Origin of the sequence: Streptomyces sp. NPDC050564 (genome assembly GCF_044457265.1) — a bacterium.
Taxonomy (GTDB): Bacteria; Actinomycetota; Actinomycetes; order Streptomycetales; family Streptomycetaceae; genus Streptomyces.
This window is the reverse complement of sequence record NZ_JBITGS010000026.1, coordinates 137,652-153,808: the sequence shown is the minus strand read 5'-3', so window position 1 is coordinate 153,808 and position 16,157 is coordinate 137,652. Positions and strand designations below refer to the sequence as shown.

Sequence of the window (16,157 nt, the reverse complement as noted above, 5' to 3'; positions counted from 1 at the left end):
TAGGGGAGGAAGACGCGCCCGGAGGTGACCTCGATCCGTGCCGGGCTGCCCGCGTTGCCGGAGCCGGCCCAGGCGGTCAGCCCGGCGAGGGCGAGGCTGCACGCGGCGACGGCACGAGCACGGTGAGCAGGGTGTCGGTGAGCCGGCGGCGGGTGGGCCGCCGGAGGTGGTCGGTCATCGGTTGCGGCTCCGAGCGGGCGACGGCGTGCGGCTGCGGGGCGACGACGGTCCCCGGTTTCTGGCGGGCGCCCGCTGCCAGGCGCGCAACCGCAGGCTGTTGCCGACCACCAACAGCGAGCTCAAGGACATCGCCGCCGCGGCCACCATCGGGTGGAGGAGGCCCACCATGGTGAGCGGAACGGTCACGGCGTTGTAGCCGAAGGCCCACGGGAGGTTGGCACGGATCGTGCCCAAGGTGCGCCGGGCGAGTCGAACCGCATCCCCCAGCGCCTCGATGTCACCGCGCACCAGCGACACATCCGCGGACCCGATCGCCGCGTCCGTGCCGCTGCCCATGGCGATCCCGAGGTCGGCACCCGCCAGCGCCACGGCGTCGTTCACACCGTCCCCTACCACCGCGACCCGACGGCGGTCCGCCCTCAGCTGCCGTACGAGATCGGCGTTGTCCTCGGGGGAACAGCGAGCGTGCACCTCGTCGATGCCCAGCGCGGCCGCGACCGCCCGGGCCGGCGCCTCCAGGTCGCCGGTGGCGAGCACCGGGCGCACCCCGAGGCGCCGCAATCGGTCCACCGCCCGATAGCTTCCGGGACGTACGACGTCACCGACCTCGATCAGAGCCTCGGCCACCCCGTCCACCCGGACCAGCACGGGCGTGTGCGCGGCGGCCTCCGCCGCCGGGAGGGCGTCGGCCAATGTCGCGGCCAACTCCTCGTCCGCCGCCAGGACTTCGACCAGCCGGCCCTCGACCCGGCCGCGGACTCCCCGGCTCGGCAGGGCACGGAAATCGCTCGCGTCCGGCAGCGGCTGCTCGGGCATGGACCGACGGGCTTATGAGGTGATCGCCCGTCCCAGTGGGTGCTCCGAGCCCTGCTCCACGGCCCCGGCCAGCCGCAGCACGGCGTTCCGCCCGAGCCCACCCAGCGCAGCCGTGACGCGGGCGACGGTCATATGGCCCGAGGTGAGGGTGCCGGTCTTGTCGAGCACCACCGTGTCGATGTGCTGAAGCTCCTCCAGCGCCTGCGGGCCGTTGACCAGCACGCCCAGTTGGGCCCCGCGGCCGGTCGCGGCCATCAGGGCGGTCGGTGTCGCCAGGCCCAGCGCGCAGGGGCAGGCCACGACGAGCACCGCCACGCACGCGGTGATCGCCGCCTGTGGATCGGCCCCGGCGCCGAGCCAGAAGCAGAGCACCGTGACCGCCAGCGCGAGCACCACCGGCACAAACACCCCGGCCACCGTGTCGGCGAGCCGTTGTGCCCGCGCCTTGCAACTCCTCAATGCGGACGAGTCGTTCGCCCTCGCCCTCGCACACCGAGACTTCCTTGACCGCGAGTCGGACGAGCGACCGCAGTGCCGCCCCGGTCCCCTGCCGCGCCCGCGCTTCCAGGAACCGCCCGGCCAGTACGAACAGCGGCACCCCGACCGCCGCCTCCAGATAGACGTGCGCCGTACCGTCCGCGGGGACGGCAGCCGCAGAGGGCGGGCGGTGGGCCGAGCTTCCGAGTCGTCACGCCCCAGGAGTCGGGCCGGTTGCGGAGGTGGTTCCGAGGGCGTTGTATGGCGCGCGTCACCCGAGGCCGCCGGGGCGACCCTACATATCGTAGGGTTCCACCATCAGCCTCTTACGGATCGGGGGACCCCATGGAGGATCATGACACCAGACGCACGGGACGCGGGCCGCTGTCCGTGCTGGCGCTGCTCGTGCCGAGCCTCGGGATCGCCGCGGTGGGCGTGTACCACCTGTGCGGCTTCGATCTGCACGCCGTGCACGGGCGCCCGCACCTCGACGACGGACTGACCGTGGCGGGCGTGATCATGGCCGTGGTGATGGCGGGCGCGGCCCTGGGCGATCTCCTCTGGTGGGCGGCCAAGCGCGACCGTCCGGTCGGGGACGACGGAGAGCCCTGCCCGCCTCACGCCTTGAGGAGCCCGCGGCCCAGCCAGTCCGAGTGGCCGCGCACACCCGGCAGGGCGAAGAAGTAGCCGCCACCGGTGGGGCTGATGTAGTCGACGAGCGGCTCGTCGATCAACCGCTCCTGGGTCGCCTCGAATTGGCGGACCACGTCCTGCTGGTAGCAGCAGAAGAGCAGTCCCATGTCGAGGTTGCCCGCCCTGTCGATCCCCCGGTCGTAGTTGTAGCCGCGACGCAGGATCCGGGTGGTGTCGGTCTTCGCCGTACGGGGGTTGGCGAGACGGATGTGGGCGTCGAGCGGAATCGCCTGGCCCTGGGGGTCCTTGCCGTAGCGCGGGATGTCCGTCTCTCGCGCGCCGTCGAGCGGGGCTCCGGTGTCGCGGCGGCGGCCGATCATCTTCTCCTGCTCGGTGAGCGAGACCCGGTCCCAGAACTCCACCAGCATGCGGATGATCCGCACGACCTGGTAGCTGCCGCCGACCGCCCAGTCCGGTTCGCCCGCGGTGTCGGTGACCCAGACCAGCTTGTCCATCTCGCGGGCGGAGGCCGTGTCGGGGTTGGCGATGCCGTCCTTGAAGCCGAGGAAGTTGCGCTGCGCGCCGGTCGGCCGGGACGGGTTCTGGAAGCCGTCGACGCGCCACTTGATCTGCATGGCGCCGCGCGTGTGACGGGCGATGTCGCGCAGGGCGTGCAGCACGGTGTCGGAGTTCGCGGCGCACAGCTGGAGGGAGAGGTCGCCGTGGCATTCGGCGGCGTCGAGGTCGTCGTTGGGGAAGGTCCGCATCGGCTTGAGGTGACGCGGCCTGCGGTCGGCGAGGCCGTAGCGGTCGTCGAAGAGCGAGGCGCCGACGCCCACGGTGACGGTGAGGCCGTCGGCGGGTATGTCGGGGCCGAGGAGTCCGCTGTCGGAGGGCGGGGCGCCGACGCCGAGGTCGGCGGGGGTGCCGCCGGCGGTGAGGAAGCGGGCCCGTTCGGTGATCGTGCGCAGCAGGTCGGCGAGTTCGGCCCGGTTGTCGGCGATGACATCGAAGGAGACGATGGCGGCCGCCTTGGGGGCGGGCGTGGTGATGCCGGCCTGGTGGGCGCCGTGGAAGCCCACCGTGCCACTGCCGGTCGCGGCCGCCGCCGGGGTGGCGCCGCCCGCGATGCCGGCCCCGGCGAGTCCGGCGCCCGCCAGCGCGGCGCCCGCGGCGCCCACGCCGAGCGCCGTCTTGGCGAACGTACGACGGCCGAAGGGGCAACCGCCCTGCGGGGCTCGGTCCTGGCTCGGGGTGGTCATCGGGCGGGTCCTTTCCTGCGGGCGCGGGTCCCGGTGCTGCGGTGCGGGTGATGGGTCGGCGCTGACGGGCTGCTCACGCGGCCTTGCGGATCTCCAGGAGGTCCGGGATCGGGGCGAGTTCCTCCAACAGCCGGCCGAGCGAGCCGTCGAGGCGCTGCCGGTCGGTGACGGAGAGCTTGTCCAGCGGCGTCCAGGTGCCGTCCTTGGCCCGCTGGGCGATCACCAGCCGCTCGGTGCGCTTCATCCAGGTGTCCACGGCCGGGGTGACCTGGGCGTTGCGCTTGTCGATCAACGGGCGCAGCAGGTCGAGCAGTTCGCGGGTGCCGTCGAGGTTGGCCTCGGTGGTGGCCAGCTCGGTGCCGCTGCCGTAGTCGGCGTTGACGCTCAGTTCGCGGTGCAGGGTGTTCTCGAGGATCTCGTGGGTGCGCAGCGGCAGGTCACCGGGGGCGAAGTCCTGCTTCGGGAAGTCCTCGCGCAGCGCGGCGACATCGGAGGTGAGTCGCTTGGCGTACGGCGCGAGTGCAGTGACGGATGCACCGTGCCACAGACCGTATTCGATGCGGTGGAAGCCGGTGAAGGCCGGGTCCGCGACGCCTCCCGCGAGTCCGGCGGTACGGCCGTTGATCTTCGCGTCGAAGTCGGCGAACGTGCCGTAGGCGGCGCCGAGCGAGGCGTACCGCTGGTGCGCGGTCAGCCAGTCCTCACGGGCCTTGTCGAGCTTCTTGGCGTCGATGTCGCTCTGCAGGGCGCGCGTCCTGGTCAGCAGGTCGGCCAGTCCCTGGTCGACGTACTTCCGGTACGCGGCCAGCGGCGCCGAGAGGTCCTTCTCCGAGACCGGGAGTACGGCCCTGGTGGTGCCGCCCGAACCGACCCGGACGGCGGCCGAGGTGACCGCCTTCCCGCCGTTGGGGACACAGCGCCAGGCATACGAGCCGGTGCCGACGGTGGCGATCAGCGCGCGGGTGGTGCCGGGGGCGATGCCCTCGACCTCACCGTAGACGGCATTGCTGACCGGGTCGATCAGGTAGATCTCGGAGGTACGGCTGCCGCCGTTGCGCACTTGGAACGTCTGACGGCCGGGCTTCGGCGCGGTGAACCCCTTGCCGCAGTCGGCCGCCGCGACCTCGACGACCGGCGTGCCCGAGGCGGGCTTCCCGCCGCTCACCGCGATGGCCACGCCTGCGATCAGGGCCGGGACGCAGAGGAGGGCTACCGGGATCGTCCAGCGCGGGATGCGCCGGGGGGCCTTGGGCTCGGGCCGCGGGGGCTCTGACTGCGCCGTCGTGGGTGCGGGCTTCGCCTCGGGGGCCGGCTTCACGGGGGCCGGCGCCGTGGCCCGTACGCCGCGTACGAAGAGCGTCATCACGATCGCCAGATAGGCGACGTAGACGGATATCTGGAGCCAGGTCATCTGCGGGGTGAGGTTGAGCGTTCCCTGAATGACCGTCACGTACCAGGAACCGGGGTCGAGATGCGCCGTCAGGTCGAAGGCGTACGCCGTCCCGCCCGGCAGCAGGGTGGACTCCTGCAGGTCGCGCATCCCGTACCCGAGGACGCCCGCGGCGATGACGATCAGCACCACACCGGTGATCGTGAAGAATTTCGTCAGGTTGATGTGCAGCACGCGCCGGTACAGGCCCCAGCACAGCGCCGCGGCGATCAGCAGACCGGCTGCCCCACCGGCCAGTGGACCCGACGAACTGCCCGCGGCCTGCGCGGTGGTCCACAGGAAGAGCGCGGTCTCCAGTCCCTCGCGCCCCACGGCGAGGAACGAGGTGACGACCAGCACCCCCGCGCCCATGCCGAGTGCGGCGGTGACCTTCTCCTTGATCTCTCCGGAGAAGCTCCGGGCCGAGCGGCGCATCCAGAACACCATGGCGGTGACGAACACGACCGCGATCAGGCTGAGCGTGCCCCCGAACGCCTCCTGGGCCTTCCCGGACAGGTTCGCCGAGGTGAAGGTCAGGATCGCGCCGAAGCTCATGGACAGCCCGACAGCGGCGGCAACGCCCGTCCACACGTGGGGCAGCCGGGCGCGCCGGTCCGACCGGACGAGCGTGGCGACCAGCACCGAGACGATCAGCCCCGCTTCCAGTCCCTCACGAAGACCGATCAGAAAGCTGGGAAACGCGTCGTCCCACACCACAGGCCTCTCCGAAGCAGCGCGTTCGCGGCCGGGCGGCCACAAACGCGGCTTAGTGTAGGCATGCCTAACTAGTCGTCAACGCGGCGGACAAACACCCCTGCACCGGACGGGTGATCCGCCGTAGCGGCCACAGCACACCGCGAGCACTGGGCTCGGCCACGCGGCAGAGCACGCCGACAGGACCCGCCCAAACGACTCTGGCCTGCGGAAATATCGCAGTGAAGCGGCAATGCGGCGGGCGCGGAAGTCGACAACGGGTGCGACTTCGCCGCACGGCGGAGCAACTGGCCCGGCCCTTCGGTCGGCCTATCGGAGCGCCAATTCTTACCGCCCCCTTACCCCCTGACCTCGCGATAACCCTTCTCTTCCCTACAACATGTAGGGTTCCCCGCCTCTGTCCCCCACCGGTTCGCCCGGCCTCCCCCAAGGTGATGCTCCACGGTGCCCGAACAACAGTCAGCGCTCCTCCCGGAACAGCGGAACCCGAAGTCGCGCCGGGCCGACCCGGCCGGACGAGCGGCCATCGGCACGCGGTTGCGCGCCGCCGCGTTCACCGTCTGGTATCTGCGGCTGCTCGCGCTGCTCAATATCGTCGCGGTGGTCTCGCTGCCGTTCCGCCAAGAGGTGCACGAGCACAACGGAGGCGGGTTCTTCACCCCGTATCTGGCCACCGCCGGGCTGATCTCGGCGGCGCTGGCCCTGTTCCTCGCCCTGGTGATGCGGCGCCGCAAACGGGCAGCGTGGATCTTCAACCTGCTGATGGCCGGGCCCCTCTTCGCGCTGTACGCCGCGGCGCTGACCCAGGAGCGGTATCAGCGGCACGCCTTCAACTGGATCTCGGCCCTGCTCACCGGCCTCTTCGTCGCCGCCCTCCTGCTCGGGCGCAAGGAGTTCCACGCCGTCGGGGACCGCTCCAACCCTCGACTGGCCCTGGCCGCCGGGGCCGGTGGGCTGCTGGTCAGCGCCACCCTCGGCACCCTGCTGGTGAGCGCCACCAACCACGTGACCGGGACACCGCTGAGCGACCGGATCGCGTACACCCTGTTGCGCGGGGTCAGCGTCGGCCCGCTCGCCGACCGCTTCGACAGCGTGGTCGCGCCCCGCTGGGTGGACGTCCTGATCAACGTTCTGATGGCCGCGACCTTCCTCCTGGTGCTGTACGCGTGCTTCCGCGCGCCGCGCGGTCGCGAACTCCTGGGCGAGGAGGACGAGTCGCGCCTGCGGGAGCTGCTCGCCCGGCACGGCGAACGGGACTCACTGGGGTACTTCGCGCTGCGCCGCGACAAGGCGGTCAAGTGGTCCCCGAGCGGCAAGGCGGCCATCGCCTACCGGGTCGTCGGCGGCGTGACCCTGGCCTCCGGCGACCCGATCGGCGACCCCGAGGCCTGGCCCGGCGCGATCGAGGAATGGCTCGAGGAGGCACGCCGGCATGCCTGGACGCCCGCGGTGATGGGCGCGAGCGAGGAGGCCGGCACCATCTACGCCCGGCACGGCCTGGACGCCCTGGAACTCGGGGACGAAGCCATCGTGGACCGGGCCGACTTCACCCTGGAGGGGCGCGCGATGCGGGGCGTGAGGCAGGCGCACAACCGGGTGCGCCGGGCCGGTTACACCGTGCGCATCCGGCGGCACGCGGACCTCACCGAGGCGGAGATGGCCTCGTTGACCGACAACGCGGAGCACTGGCGCGACGGCGCGACCGAGCGCGGCTTCTCCATGGCGCTCGGACGGCTCGGCGACCCTGCCGACGGCCGCTGCGTCATGCTGGAGTGCCACGACAGCGAAGGCGAGCCGCGGGCCGTGCTGAGCTTCGTGCCGTGGGGCGAGCGGGGGCTGTCGCTGGATCTGATGCGCCGTGACCGCGACTCCGAGAACGGCCTCATGGAGTTCATGGTCATCGAACTGCTGCTGCGCGCCCAGGAGATCGGCGTCGAGCGCGTGTCCCTGAACTTCGCCATGTTCCGGTCCGTCTTCGAGCGGGGCACGCGGCTGGGCGCAGGACCCGTACTGCGCCTGTGGTGCTCGGTGCTGACATTTCTCTCCCGATGGTGGCAGCTCGAGTCCCTCTACCGGGCCAATGCCAAGTACCGGCCCGTCTGGGAACCGCGCTACATCCTCTTCGAGAAGAGCAGCGACCTCCCCCGCATCGGCATCGCGGCAGCCCGCGCGGAAGGCTTCCTCGCCCCGCCCGCCCTGCCGCGTGCCGGATTCAGTGTGCGGCGCCCGAGGCCTGCGTCGTCGGGTGCGGCGCGGCCGGCTCGGCAGCCGTGCGAGCAACCACCGGTGTCGCCTGCGGTGCCTCCGGCTCGGCGTTCTCGCTCTTCATCGCCTTCGCCTCGCTCTTGAGGATGCGCATCGACTTGCCGAGCGCGCGGGCGGTGTCCGGCAGCTTCTTCGAGCCGAACAGCACGACGAGCACGATCGCCACGATCAGCAGGTGCCAGGGTTCCAGTCCGTTGCGGAGCATCGCGCCCCCACCTTCCTCGCATCGGTCGGGGGCGCGCTCGATCGGCCGCCACCCATGATGGTTGCTACTTTGCGCAACTGTACAACTATCAGGTAGATGGCCCGCCCGCCGCCGACCCCTTCCTGGCGAGCGAGAGCGCGGCGCCGTAGAGGGTGAGGACCGCGGCGAGGAGCACGTAGTAGAGAACCGGCAGGACGGTCATACCGAGGAGGGGGCCGAGCGGGGAGAGGGGCAGCAGCAGACCGGCGGCGGCGAGGGCGGCCGCGGCGCAGCCGACCGGGCCGGGAAGCCGACCGTCCTGGGCCGTACCGCGCCCGATGCGCAGGAGCAGCATGACCAGGGCCTGGGTCATCAGGTTCTCGGTGAACCAGCCGGAGTGGAACACCGTGGCGTCGTCCATGGTCTCCGGCCCGTTCAGGGCGAGCGCGAGGATCCCGAAGGTGGCCAGGTCGGCGACGGCGTTGAGCGCGCCGAAGCCCGTGATGAAGCGCAGGAAGGCGCGGGGCCGCAGCACGCTGGGGCGGCGCAGTGCGTCCGGGTGCGGACGGTCGTACGCGAAGGCGAGTTGTGCCGCGTCGAAGCACAGGTTCTGCGCCAGGACCTGCGCCGGAAGCATCGGCAGGAAGGGCAGCAGCAGGCCCGCGGCGAGCATCGCGATGACATTGCCGAGGTTCGAGGAGAGCGTGCTGCGCAGATACGTGGCGATGGTGACGCTGCTGCGCCGTCCGGCGACGACCGCGTGCTCGATCGCGGTGAGGTCCTTTCCGGAGAGGACCACGTCGGCACTCTCCCGCGCCACGTCCACGGCGTCACGCGGAGCGATCCCGACGTCGGCAGCACGCAGCGCGGGCAGGTCGTTGACGCCGTCGCCGAGGAAGCCCACGGTGTGCCCGCCGGCCCGCAGGACGGCGGCGAGCCGGGCCTTGTGCTCCGGGGTGCAGCGGGCGAAGACGGTGGTATGACGGACGGATTCGGCCAGTTCGGCGTCGGTGAGGGCGCCGACGCGGTCGGCCGTCATCGGCTCACCGGGGTCGAGTCGCAGGTCGCGGCAGGCGCGGGCCGCCGTGCCGGGGTGGTCGCCGGTGAGGATCTTGACGGTGATACCCCGTTCGACGAGGACCTTCAGCGCGTCGGCGGCGGTCGGGGTGAGCGCGTCGCGGAAGGTGAGGAATCCGCGGAAGGTCAGGCCGCGTTCGTCGGCGGGTGTGTAGTCGCGGCCGCGGGCGGGGCGTTCGGCGAGGGCGACCGCGAGCACCCGCAGTCCGTCGTCGGCCTCGCGTGCGGCGAGGCCGAGCAGGCGCGCCCGTTCGGTCTCCTCCAGAGCGCACCTCTCCAGCACGTCCTCGACGGCGCCCTTGACCACGAGAGTGTGGACGCCGAGCCTGCGCGGGTGGCGTACGACGGCTGTGGCAAGGCGGCGTACCGGGTCGAAGGGCAGTGCCGCCACCCCGTCGTCCGGTTCGTGCTCCGGGGCGGTCGCGTCCAGTACCGCCTCGTCGAGAGCGTCCGGCGCGGGCAGTTCGGCCAGCTGGAGGGTCCACCAGGAGTTGACGGCGGCCCAACGCAGGACATCGGGGTCGTCCCGCCCCGCTGCGTCCAGCGCGCGGTGGACGACCGGCCGGTCCTGGGTGAGGGTGCCGGTCTTGTCCAGGCACAGCACGTCGACCGCGCCGAGGTCGTGCAGCGCGGGCAGCCTTTTGACGATCACCTTGTGCGTACGGGCCAGCCGCGCCGCACCGCGCGCCAGACACGTGGTGACGATGACGGGCAGCATCTCGGGCGTCAGCCCGACCGCCACCGCGACGGCGAACGGCAAGGTCTCCACGCCCCGCCCGCGCAGCGCCGCGTTGGCCATCAGCACCAACGGCGGCGTGAGCAGCATGAACCGGATGAGCACCCAGGAGATGCCCTGCACCGAACGGTCGAAGGCACCGGCGTTGGCGCCGGGGTCGTGGTGCCCGGGCGAGCCGTTGTGCGCCGGGCTGCCGTAGGCCGTGGCGAGTCTCGTCCGTGGCCCGGTCGCGAGGACGACCGCGGTCCCGCTGCCGGTGGCCACGCCGCTGCCCTGGAAGCACAACTGTCGCTGCGCGAAGAACCCGTCGCGCGAGGGATCCGACGGATGCCACGGGTCAGGGGCGTCGACCGCTGCCTTGGCGGCCGCCGTCGACTCGCCCGTCAATGGGGCCTGCCGCACGGTCAGACCGCTCGCGCGCAGCAGCCGCACGTCGGCGGGGACCAGATCCCCGGGCCCGAGCCGGATCACATCGCCCGGCACCAGCTCGCCGACCGGGACGTCCCGAACCCGCGGCAGCCCGTCCGGCTCGGCGCGCCGCAGCACGGTCGCGGTGCCGACGACCAGCTCGCGCAGCCCGGCCATGGACCGGTCGGCCCGGTGCTCGCCGGACGCGCGCAGCACGCAGCTCACGAGGACCAGACACAGGATGACGCCTGCCGTCCCCCAGGCCGTCACGGTCGTCGACACCAGCCCCAGGCAGAGCAGCACCGCGGTGAAGGGGTCCCGCAGTCCACGGACGAACAGGCGCGGCCACGACTGGGTCCGCCGGTCCGCAACCGTGTTCGCGCCGAAGCGGTCCAGCCGCTCGGCCGCCTCGGTCTCGGTCAGCCCGCGCGGTCCGGTGTCCAGGTGCCGCAGCACCTGGAGAGAGGTCAGCGCGGTGAGGTCCTGAGGTGCCTCGTCGGCGGGCGAGGCGCTCCCCCGCGGGTGCTGCTGCCCGACCGGCGTCGCGGCGGTCTCAGAGGCCAAGGCCACGGATGCGGCGCGCAGACCCGTGCGCCGCGCGGTCGTTACGGCCGGCGCGATCCGCGCGGTCGGTCAGCTGGCCGACCATGAGCCGTACGACGGTCACCACGTCCGGGTCGTCGACGAAGTACACCTGCCGTCGGCCCTCGCGCCGGGACCGTACGAGACCGGCGAGTTTCAGCTTGGTCAGATGCTGGCTCACCGCGGGCAGCGCCCCGCCGACCCGCTCCGCGAGCCCGGTCACATCGCTTTCGCCCTGCGCCAGCGCCCAGACGATGTGCAGCCGCGCCGAGGACGCGAGCAGCCCGAAGGCCGCGGCCGCCTCCGCCAGCACCTCGGCGGACGGGTCCTCGAAGCCGCCAGCCTCTGCCGCCACCTCTCTGTCCTCCCGTCCCGTCGACCCGACCGTCTCGTACGACCGGCCGTCCCGGCTGAATCGCACCAGTCTAGGGCGCCCTCGACGGCGTACCGGGCGTCACTGTCAGTGCAGTGGTGCACACTCGCGATCAGTTGCCTTACGCCTGGGGAGGACGCCGTGTTCACGGGGATCGACGAGGTCGACTGGGCCTCGATGCAGCATGCGTACGGAAGTGCCGAGGACGTGCCGGAGTTGCTGCGAGGACTGGCCTCGCCGTGCCCGCAGGAGCGGGAGACCGCCCTCGACGGGATGTACGGGGCCGTGCACCACCAGGGCGATGTGTACGACTCCACGCTCGCGTCCATCCCGTTCCTGTTCGCGCTCGTCGCACACGCCGAACTCCCCGACCGGGGCGCCCTCGTGGAACTGCTCGTCAGCATCGGCGGAGGGGACGCCGCGGACGGCTTCCACCACGGCGAGGAGGATGCCCTGGCCGACGCCGACGAGGAGGACGGTGCCGACGACAACTACGCGATGGCACGGACCGCGATACGGGCCGGCGCCACGGACTTCGTCGCACTGATCGCAGACCGGGACCCGGAGGTACGCCGCGCGGCGCCGAGCGCGCTCGTGCGTTTTCTGGACGAACCGGCACGCGTGCTCGCCCTGTTGAGGGAGCGACTCGGCGCCGAGCAGGAGGGCGGCGTCCGGCTCGCACTGGCCGAGGGCCTCGGCCTGTTCGCGCGGCTGCACACCGAGTCCGCCGCTCCGGCAGTGGACTGTCTGGTGACGCTCTGCGCCGCTCCGGACGATCCGGGACTGCGGCTCGCCGCGCTCGGTCAGCTCGCCGGCTGCGCACCCGATCGCCTGCCGGCCGACCTCGTGCCCACGGTCATCGCCCTGCTCCGGGCCAGATCACGGCGCCCCCGGGTGCCGGCCGAGCCCGAACGGCCCGACACCGACACGCTTATCGGCCATCTGCGGCGGCTGCGCCCCGCGGACGAGGAGGGCTCCCAGTTGTTGCGGACGCTCCACTCAGGGCTCGGCGGCCGCACCGCCGACCGGATCGCCCTGCTCAAGGGGCAGTTGACCAGCGCGGATCCGGCCGACCGGTGCAATGCCGTGTGGATGTCCGCGGGGCTGTTCCGCGAATGGCGCGCCGACTACGCGGAACCGGTCGCCCTCATCGGTGAGCAACTCACCTCGGACGAGGAGCGGTTGTGCGATGCCGCGGTGTCCGTCCTGGAGTCCCTCTTCACTCTGGCGGCCCCGGCCGCCGACCGCCTCGCCGCCCTAGTGGAGGCGGCCCCGGAGTCCTGGGGGCGCGGGACGCCGACGCTGGGGCGCCCCCTGAAGGCCTTGGCCAGGGCAGGAGATCCCCGGGCGGTACCCGCGCTGGCCCAGGTGCTGGCAGAGCCCGTCGTGCCGAACGACGTCGGCTACGCGATCGAGTACCTGGGCCCGGCGGGCGAGCAGCTGGCCCCGCTGCTGCGGGAGCGGCTCCGCGACGTCCCCCTCGACTCCCCGGAAACGTACGACCGGGCGGCGCCCCTGCTGCTCGCGCTCGGCAGGTTGCGGTACGACGCCGCCCTGCCGGAGGTGTTGCGGCTCCTGCACGGCGTGCCGCGTGAACTGCGGCGCCGCGACTGGCTCGTGCAGGCGCTGGCCCGGACGCTTGGGACATTCGGGGCGGGCGGGCATCAGGCGGTACCGGCGCTGCGCGAGCTGCTGGACAGCGAATGCGCCGTCACGGCGGCCGACGCGCTCTGGTCGGTGACGGGGGACGCAGATGCCGTACTTCCTGTGCTGTTGAGGGAATTGGCGGCCGATCGAGCGTCGGACGGTCACCCCCGGGCCGCCGCCGAAGCCCTCGGCCGCGTGGGGCCGTCGGCCGCCCCGGCGCTTCCGGAACTGCACCGCCTGGCCGCCTCCACCGAGGTGTGGGAGCGGACGGCCGCCGCATGCGCGCTGTGGGACATCGCCCGGGATCCGCAGCCGGTTCTCCCGGTGCTCCGCTCCGCCTGGCGGCAGAACGCGTACACCCGTGGCACGATCGCCACCTACCTCGCCCGGATGGGCAGGGCGGCCACCCCCGCCCGGGATCTGGTCCAGGCCGAACTCAGCGGGCCACGACGGCACCGGGCCCGTTCCGGCGGATACGGCAGCCACGACATCCTTGAGGACGAATCGCTCCTGCACAGCTGCCGCGCGGCGCTGGCCGCCATGCGGTAGTCACGCCTCGGGGACGTCCCAACCGGGCCCTCAGCACGCCCGGCGGGGGGCGCCCGCACACCGGGCGTCACTCACCGCTTCCGCGAGGTCACGGTCAGCACCCGCGCGTGCGGCACGCACTTTCATCACCAGCGACAGCTGGGTGCACTGCGCCGTACCGGCGCCGACGCCGGCCTTGCCGGAGGAGGGAAGTCGCCGACGGGGTCGACCCCGCGTCGGTTCCGGCTCACTTTTCGTTGAAGATGACCTCCTCTGGCCGGCGGGTCGTCTTCACGGTGTGGCCGTTGATGACCTCGGCCACGTGCTGCAGACCGGCGAAGAGCTTCGAGGGGTCGGACCGGATGCGTCACTCGTCCGCGGCGCCACCGAGGAAGGCGGGGAAGCAGGTCACCGACGAATCTGCGGGGTTGAGTTCCAGGTAGTCCTTCAGCCGGCGGGGTGGAGACACGTCTGCGCGTCCGGTGCCGTGGACGCGCAGACGCGGTGCGGCACGGCGCGGGCCTGCGCTCTGATGTGCCGCACGGGAGAGGCCGGGTACCCGTCTCCATGCCGGGTACCTGCGCCTCGGCGATGTTTTCCTCGCGCGACCGGGGTCGGGCGTTGCCCCGAAGCGGTCCCTCGGTGGCGGTCCCCCGGTCCCTCCATGCTCCCCGGGCACCCTCCCCCTGCTCCTGCGCTCTGCGGCGGCCCTCCGAGGCCGGAGGCCGGGTCGGCGGTCGGCCAGCGGAGTGGGCGGAGCCGCCGCAGAAGCCTCTCTGCGTTGTCCACCCCTCAGCGTCGCGCCGTGAGGCCTGGTCCGGCACGGGCCGTCCGGCCCAGCCGAGGGCCCGGTCGGCCCGCGACGGCTCCAGCCCGGGGCACGGCGGCGGGCCCCTCAGCTAGTCATACGTCCCCACAGCGGCCCCACCCGCTCCCATTCCGCGTCCCACCGCTCCATACGCCGCCGCTCCAGCCTGCCGCGGAGGAGTCTCCCGCCGACGAAGGGAACGCCCGCGGCGCTCACACCGACCAGGACGCCGACCAGGGAGGCCCGCAGCTGGGCCTGGGAGGCGGTGGCAGGCCTCGTGACGAGGCGACCGTGGGGGTCGGTCCACACGGTGACCGAGGTGCCCGCGATGGTGCCGGCGAACACTCTCGCCTGCCCCGCGTGCGGCGACCCGTCCGCCGCGGTCCAGCGCACCTTCGCCCACACGAGGTCGCCGCCGGTCTCCGTGGCGCTCGCATCGGGCGCGTCCTCGGTGAGCAGGGCCGGGACGGAGCGATACTCGGCGCGCTGCTGGGCGAGACCGTGCTCCACGGTCTGCGTGGCCGCAAGCCCCGCGAACAGGCCGCCGAGCACGGTGAGCGCCCAGGCGACGAGCACGATCCAGGCCTCCAGGGCATCACTGCCCCGCCGTAGCGGGTTGCGCCGCCACCGCCACAGCCACACCTTCGGACCACGGAATGCCGCCATCAATGGCATCCTCCTCACAACCGCGCCAACCCGCCACATCTCCCTCCCATACGCGCTCGGCCCGCCCGATGCTCACGCCGCGCTCCCCCACTCCTGCACCCCAGCCGCCCCGGCGCCCCGCGGCCGAGCCCGGTGACGACGGGCGAGAAGCCGGGCCGAGGCCCGACACCACCGCCCTGACCTGAGGGAATGCCCCGAGCAGGGGTGACTGTCAGTGGCTGGGTGCAGACTGGCCCGTACCCAAGACAACGACGTCGCGGAGGTGGTCGGCATGGCCGACGTACTGCTCACCGTAGGCACCCGCAAGGGCCTCTTCATCGGGCGACGGCGCGGCGGCGCCTGGGAGTTCGACGAGAGTCCGTACTTCAACGCGCAGGCCGTGTACTCGGTCGCGATCGACACCCGGGGCGAGAGGCCGCGGCTGCTGGCCGGAGGGGACAGCGCGCACTGGGGCCCCTCCGTCTTCCACTCCGACGACCTGGGCCGGACATGGGCCGAACCGGCCCGTCCCGCCGTCAAGTTCCCCAAGGACACCGGGGCTTCGCTGGAGCGCGTGTGGCAGTTGCACCCGGCGGCCGCCGAACCGGACGTGGTGTACGCGGGCACGGAGCCTGCCGCGCTGTACCGCTCGGAGGACCGGGGCGAGTCCTTCGAGCTCGTCCGTCCCCTGTGGGAGCACCCCACCCGCTCGCAGTGGGTGCCGGGCGGCGGCGGAGAGGGGCTGCACACCATCCTCACCGACCAGCGCGATCCGCGCGCCGTGACGGTCGCCGTCTCCACGGCCGGGGTGTTCCGCACCGACGACGGGGGCGCGAGCTGGGCTCCTTCCAACTCGGGTGTCTCCGCGGTGTTCCTGCCGGATCCGAACCCTGAGTTCGGCCAGTGTGTGCACAAGATCGCGCAGGACGCGGTGACTCCGGACCGGCTGTATCTGCAGAACCACTGGGGGGTGTACCGCAGCGACGACGCGGGCGGGCAGTGGACCGACATCGGCGAGGGCCTGCCGTCCACGTTCGGGTTCGCGGCGGCCGCGCATCCGCACCGCGGCGACACGGCGTACGTCTTCCCGATCAACGCCGACGCGGACCGTGTCCCGGCAGGCCGACGATGTCGTGTCTACCGCACGGCGGACGCGGGCAAGAGCTGGGAGCCGCTGGCGGCGGGGCTGCCCGCCGAGGACCACTACGGCACGGTGCTGCGCGACGCGCTGTGCACAGACGGCGCCGACCCGGCAGGCGTGTACTTCGGCAACCGTAACGGCGAGGTGTACGCGTCGTCGGACGACGGCGACAGCTGGCAGCAGCTGGCCTCGCACCTTCCGGACGTGCTGTGCGTCCGCGCCGCGGTCGTGGACTGAGGCCCGGAAGACGCC

9 protein-coding genes and 2 pseudogenes are annotated in these 16,157 nt (G+C 72.5%); 4 read left to right on the top strand and 7 right to left on the bottom strand.

Features of this window, described 5'->3' with window-relative positions:
• Positions 1 to 174 precede the first annotated feature (174 nt).
• Positions 175 to 1,660 (bottom strand): annotated as a pseudogene (locus ACIBK0_RS34710) (heavy metal translocating P-type ATPase); the annotation flags it as partial.
• A gap of 158 nt (positions 1,661 to 1,818) precedes the next feature.
• On the opposite strand from ACIBK0_RS34710, the gene ACIBK0_RS34705 reads away from it, so the two are divergent.
• Positions 1,819 to 2,160, top strand: a complete 342-nt coding sequence (locus ACIBK0_RS34705) for a hypothetical protein (RefSeq protein ID WP_399088606.1) — start codon at positions 1,819 to 1,821, stop codon at positions 2,158 to 2,160.
• Here the strand turns inward: ACIBK0_RS34705 and efeB are convergent.
• Entirely contained in the window at positions 2,091 to 3,368 is a 1,278-nt protein-coding gene (gene efeB / locus ACIBK0_RS34700; RefSeq protein ID WP_399088604.1) for an iron uptake transporter deferrochelatase/peroxidase subunit, read from the bottom strand. The two genes, ACIBK0_RS34705 and efeB, sit on opposite strands and share 70 nt — an antisense overlap.
• 73 nt (positions 3,369 to 3,441) lie before the next feature.
• Positions 3,442 to 5,511, bottom strand: coding sequence for an iron uptake transporter permease EfeU (gene efeU / locus ACIBK0_RS34695; protein WP_399088654.1), 2,070 nt, complete (start codon positions 5,509 to 5,511; stop codon positions 3,442 to 3,444).
• A 444-nt stretch (positions 5,512 to 5,955) separates the two neighbouring features.
• On the opposite strand from efeU, the gene ACIBK0_RS34690 reads away from it, so the two are divergent.
• Positions 5,956 to 7,860: a phosphatidylglycerol lysyltransferase domain-containing protein gene (locus ACIBK0_RS34690; RefSeq protein ID WP_399088602.1), complete on the top strand. Its 1,905-nt coding sequence runs from the start codon at positions 5,956 to 5,958 to the stop codon at positions 7,858 to 7,860.
• On the opposite strand, the pseudogene tatA reads toward ACIBK0_RS34690, so the two are convergent.
• From tatA to ACIBK0_RS34675, 3 genes and pseudogenes are all read right to left on the bottom strand, one after another.
• A pseudogene (tatA, locus tag ACIBK0_RS34685) lies at positions 7,748 to 7,981 on the bottom strand (Sec-independent protein translocase subunit TatA); the annotation flags it as partial. The gene ACIBK0_RS34690 and the pseudogene tatA overlap by 113 nt on opposite strands.
• Positions 7,982 to 8,069: 88 nt before the next feature.
• Complete coding sequence (gene mgtA, locus ACIBK0_RS34680) at positions 8,070 to 10,745, bottom strand: magnesium-translocating P-type ATPase (protein ID WP_399088600.1); 2,676 nt, start codon at positions 10,743 to 10,745, stop codon at positions 8,070 to 8,072.
• Positions 10,735 to 11,118 (bottom strand): ArsR/SmtB family transcription factor, encoded by a 384-nt coding sequence (locus tag ACIBK0_RS34675; protein ID WP_399088598.1) that lies wholly within the window; start codon positions 11,116 to 11,118, stop codon positions 10,735 to 10,737. Before ACIBK0_RS34675 ends, mgtA begins: the two co-directional genes overlap by 11 nt.
• A gap of 159 nt (positions 11,119 to 11,277) precedes the next feature.
• On the opposite strand from ACIBK0_RS34675, the gene ACIBK0_RS34670 reads away from it, so the two are divergent.
• A complete protein-coding gene (locus ACIBK0_RS34670) occupies positions 11,278 to 13,332 on the top strand; it encodes a HEAT repeat domain-containing protein (RefSeq protein WP_399088596.1) in 2,055 nt (684 codons plus the stop codon).
• An 874-nt stretch (positions 13,333 to 14,206) separates the two neighbouring features.
• Here ACIBK0_RS34670 and ACIBK0_RS34665 read toward each other — a convergent pair.
• Complete coding sequence (locus ACIBK0_RS34665) at positions 14,207 to 14,785, bottom strand: hypothetical protein (protein WP_399088594.1); 579 nt, start codon at positions 14,783 to 14,785, stop codon at positions 14,207 to 14,209.
• Positions 14,786 to 14,999: 214 nt separating this feature from the next.
• Between ACIBK0_RS34665 and ACIBK0_RS34660 the strand changes: the two genes are divergently transcribed.
• Positions 15,000 to 16,142 (top strand): WD40/YVTN/BNR-like repeat-containing protein, encoded by a 1,143-nt coding sequence (locus ACIBK0_RS34660; protein ID WP_399088592.1) that lies wholly within the window; start codon positions 15,000 to 15,002, stop codon positions 16,140 to 16,142.
• The last annotated feature ends 15 nt before the right edge of the window (positions 16,143 to 16,157 follow it).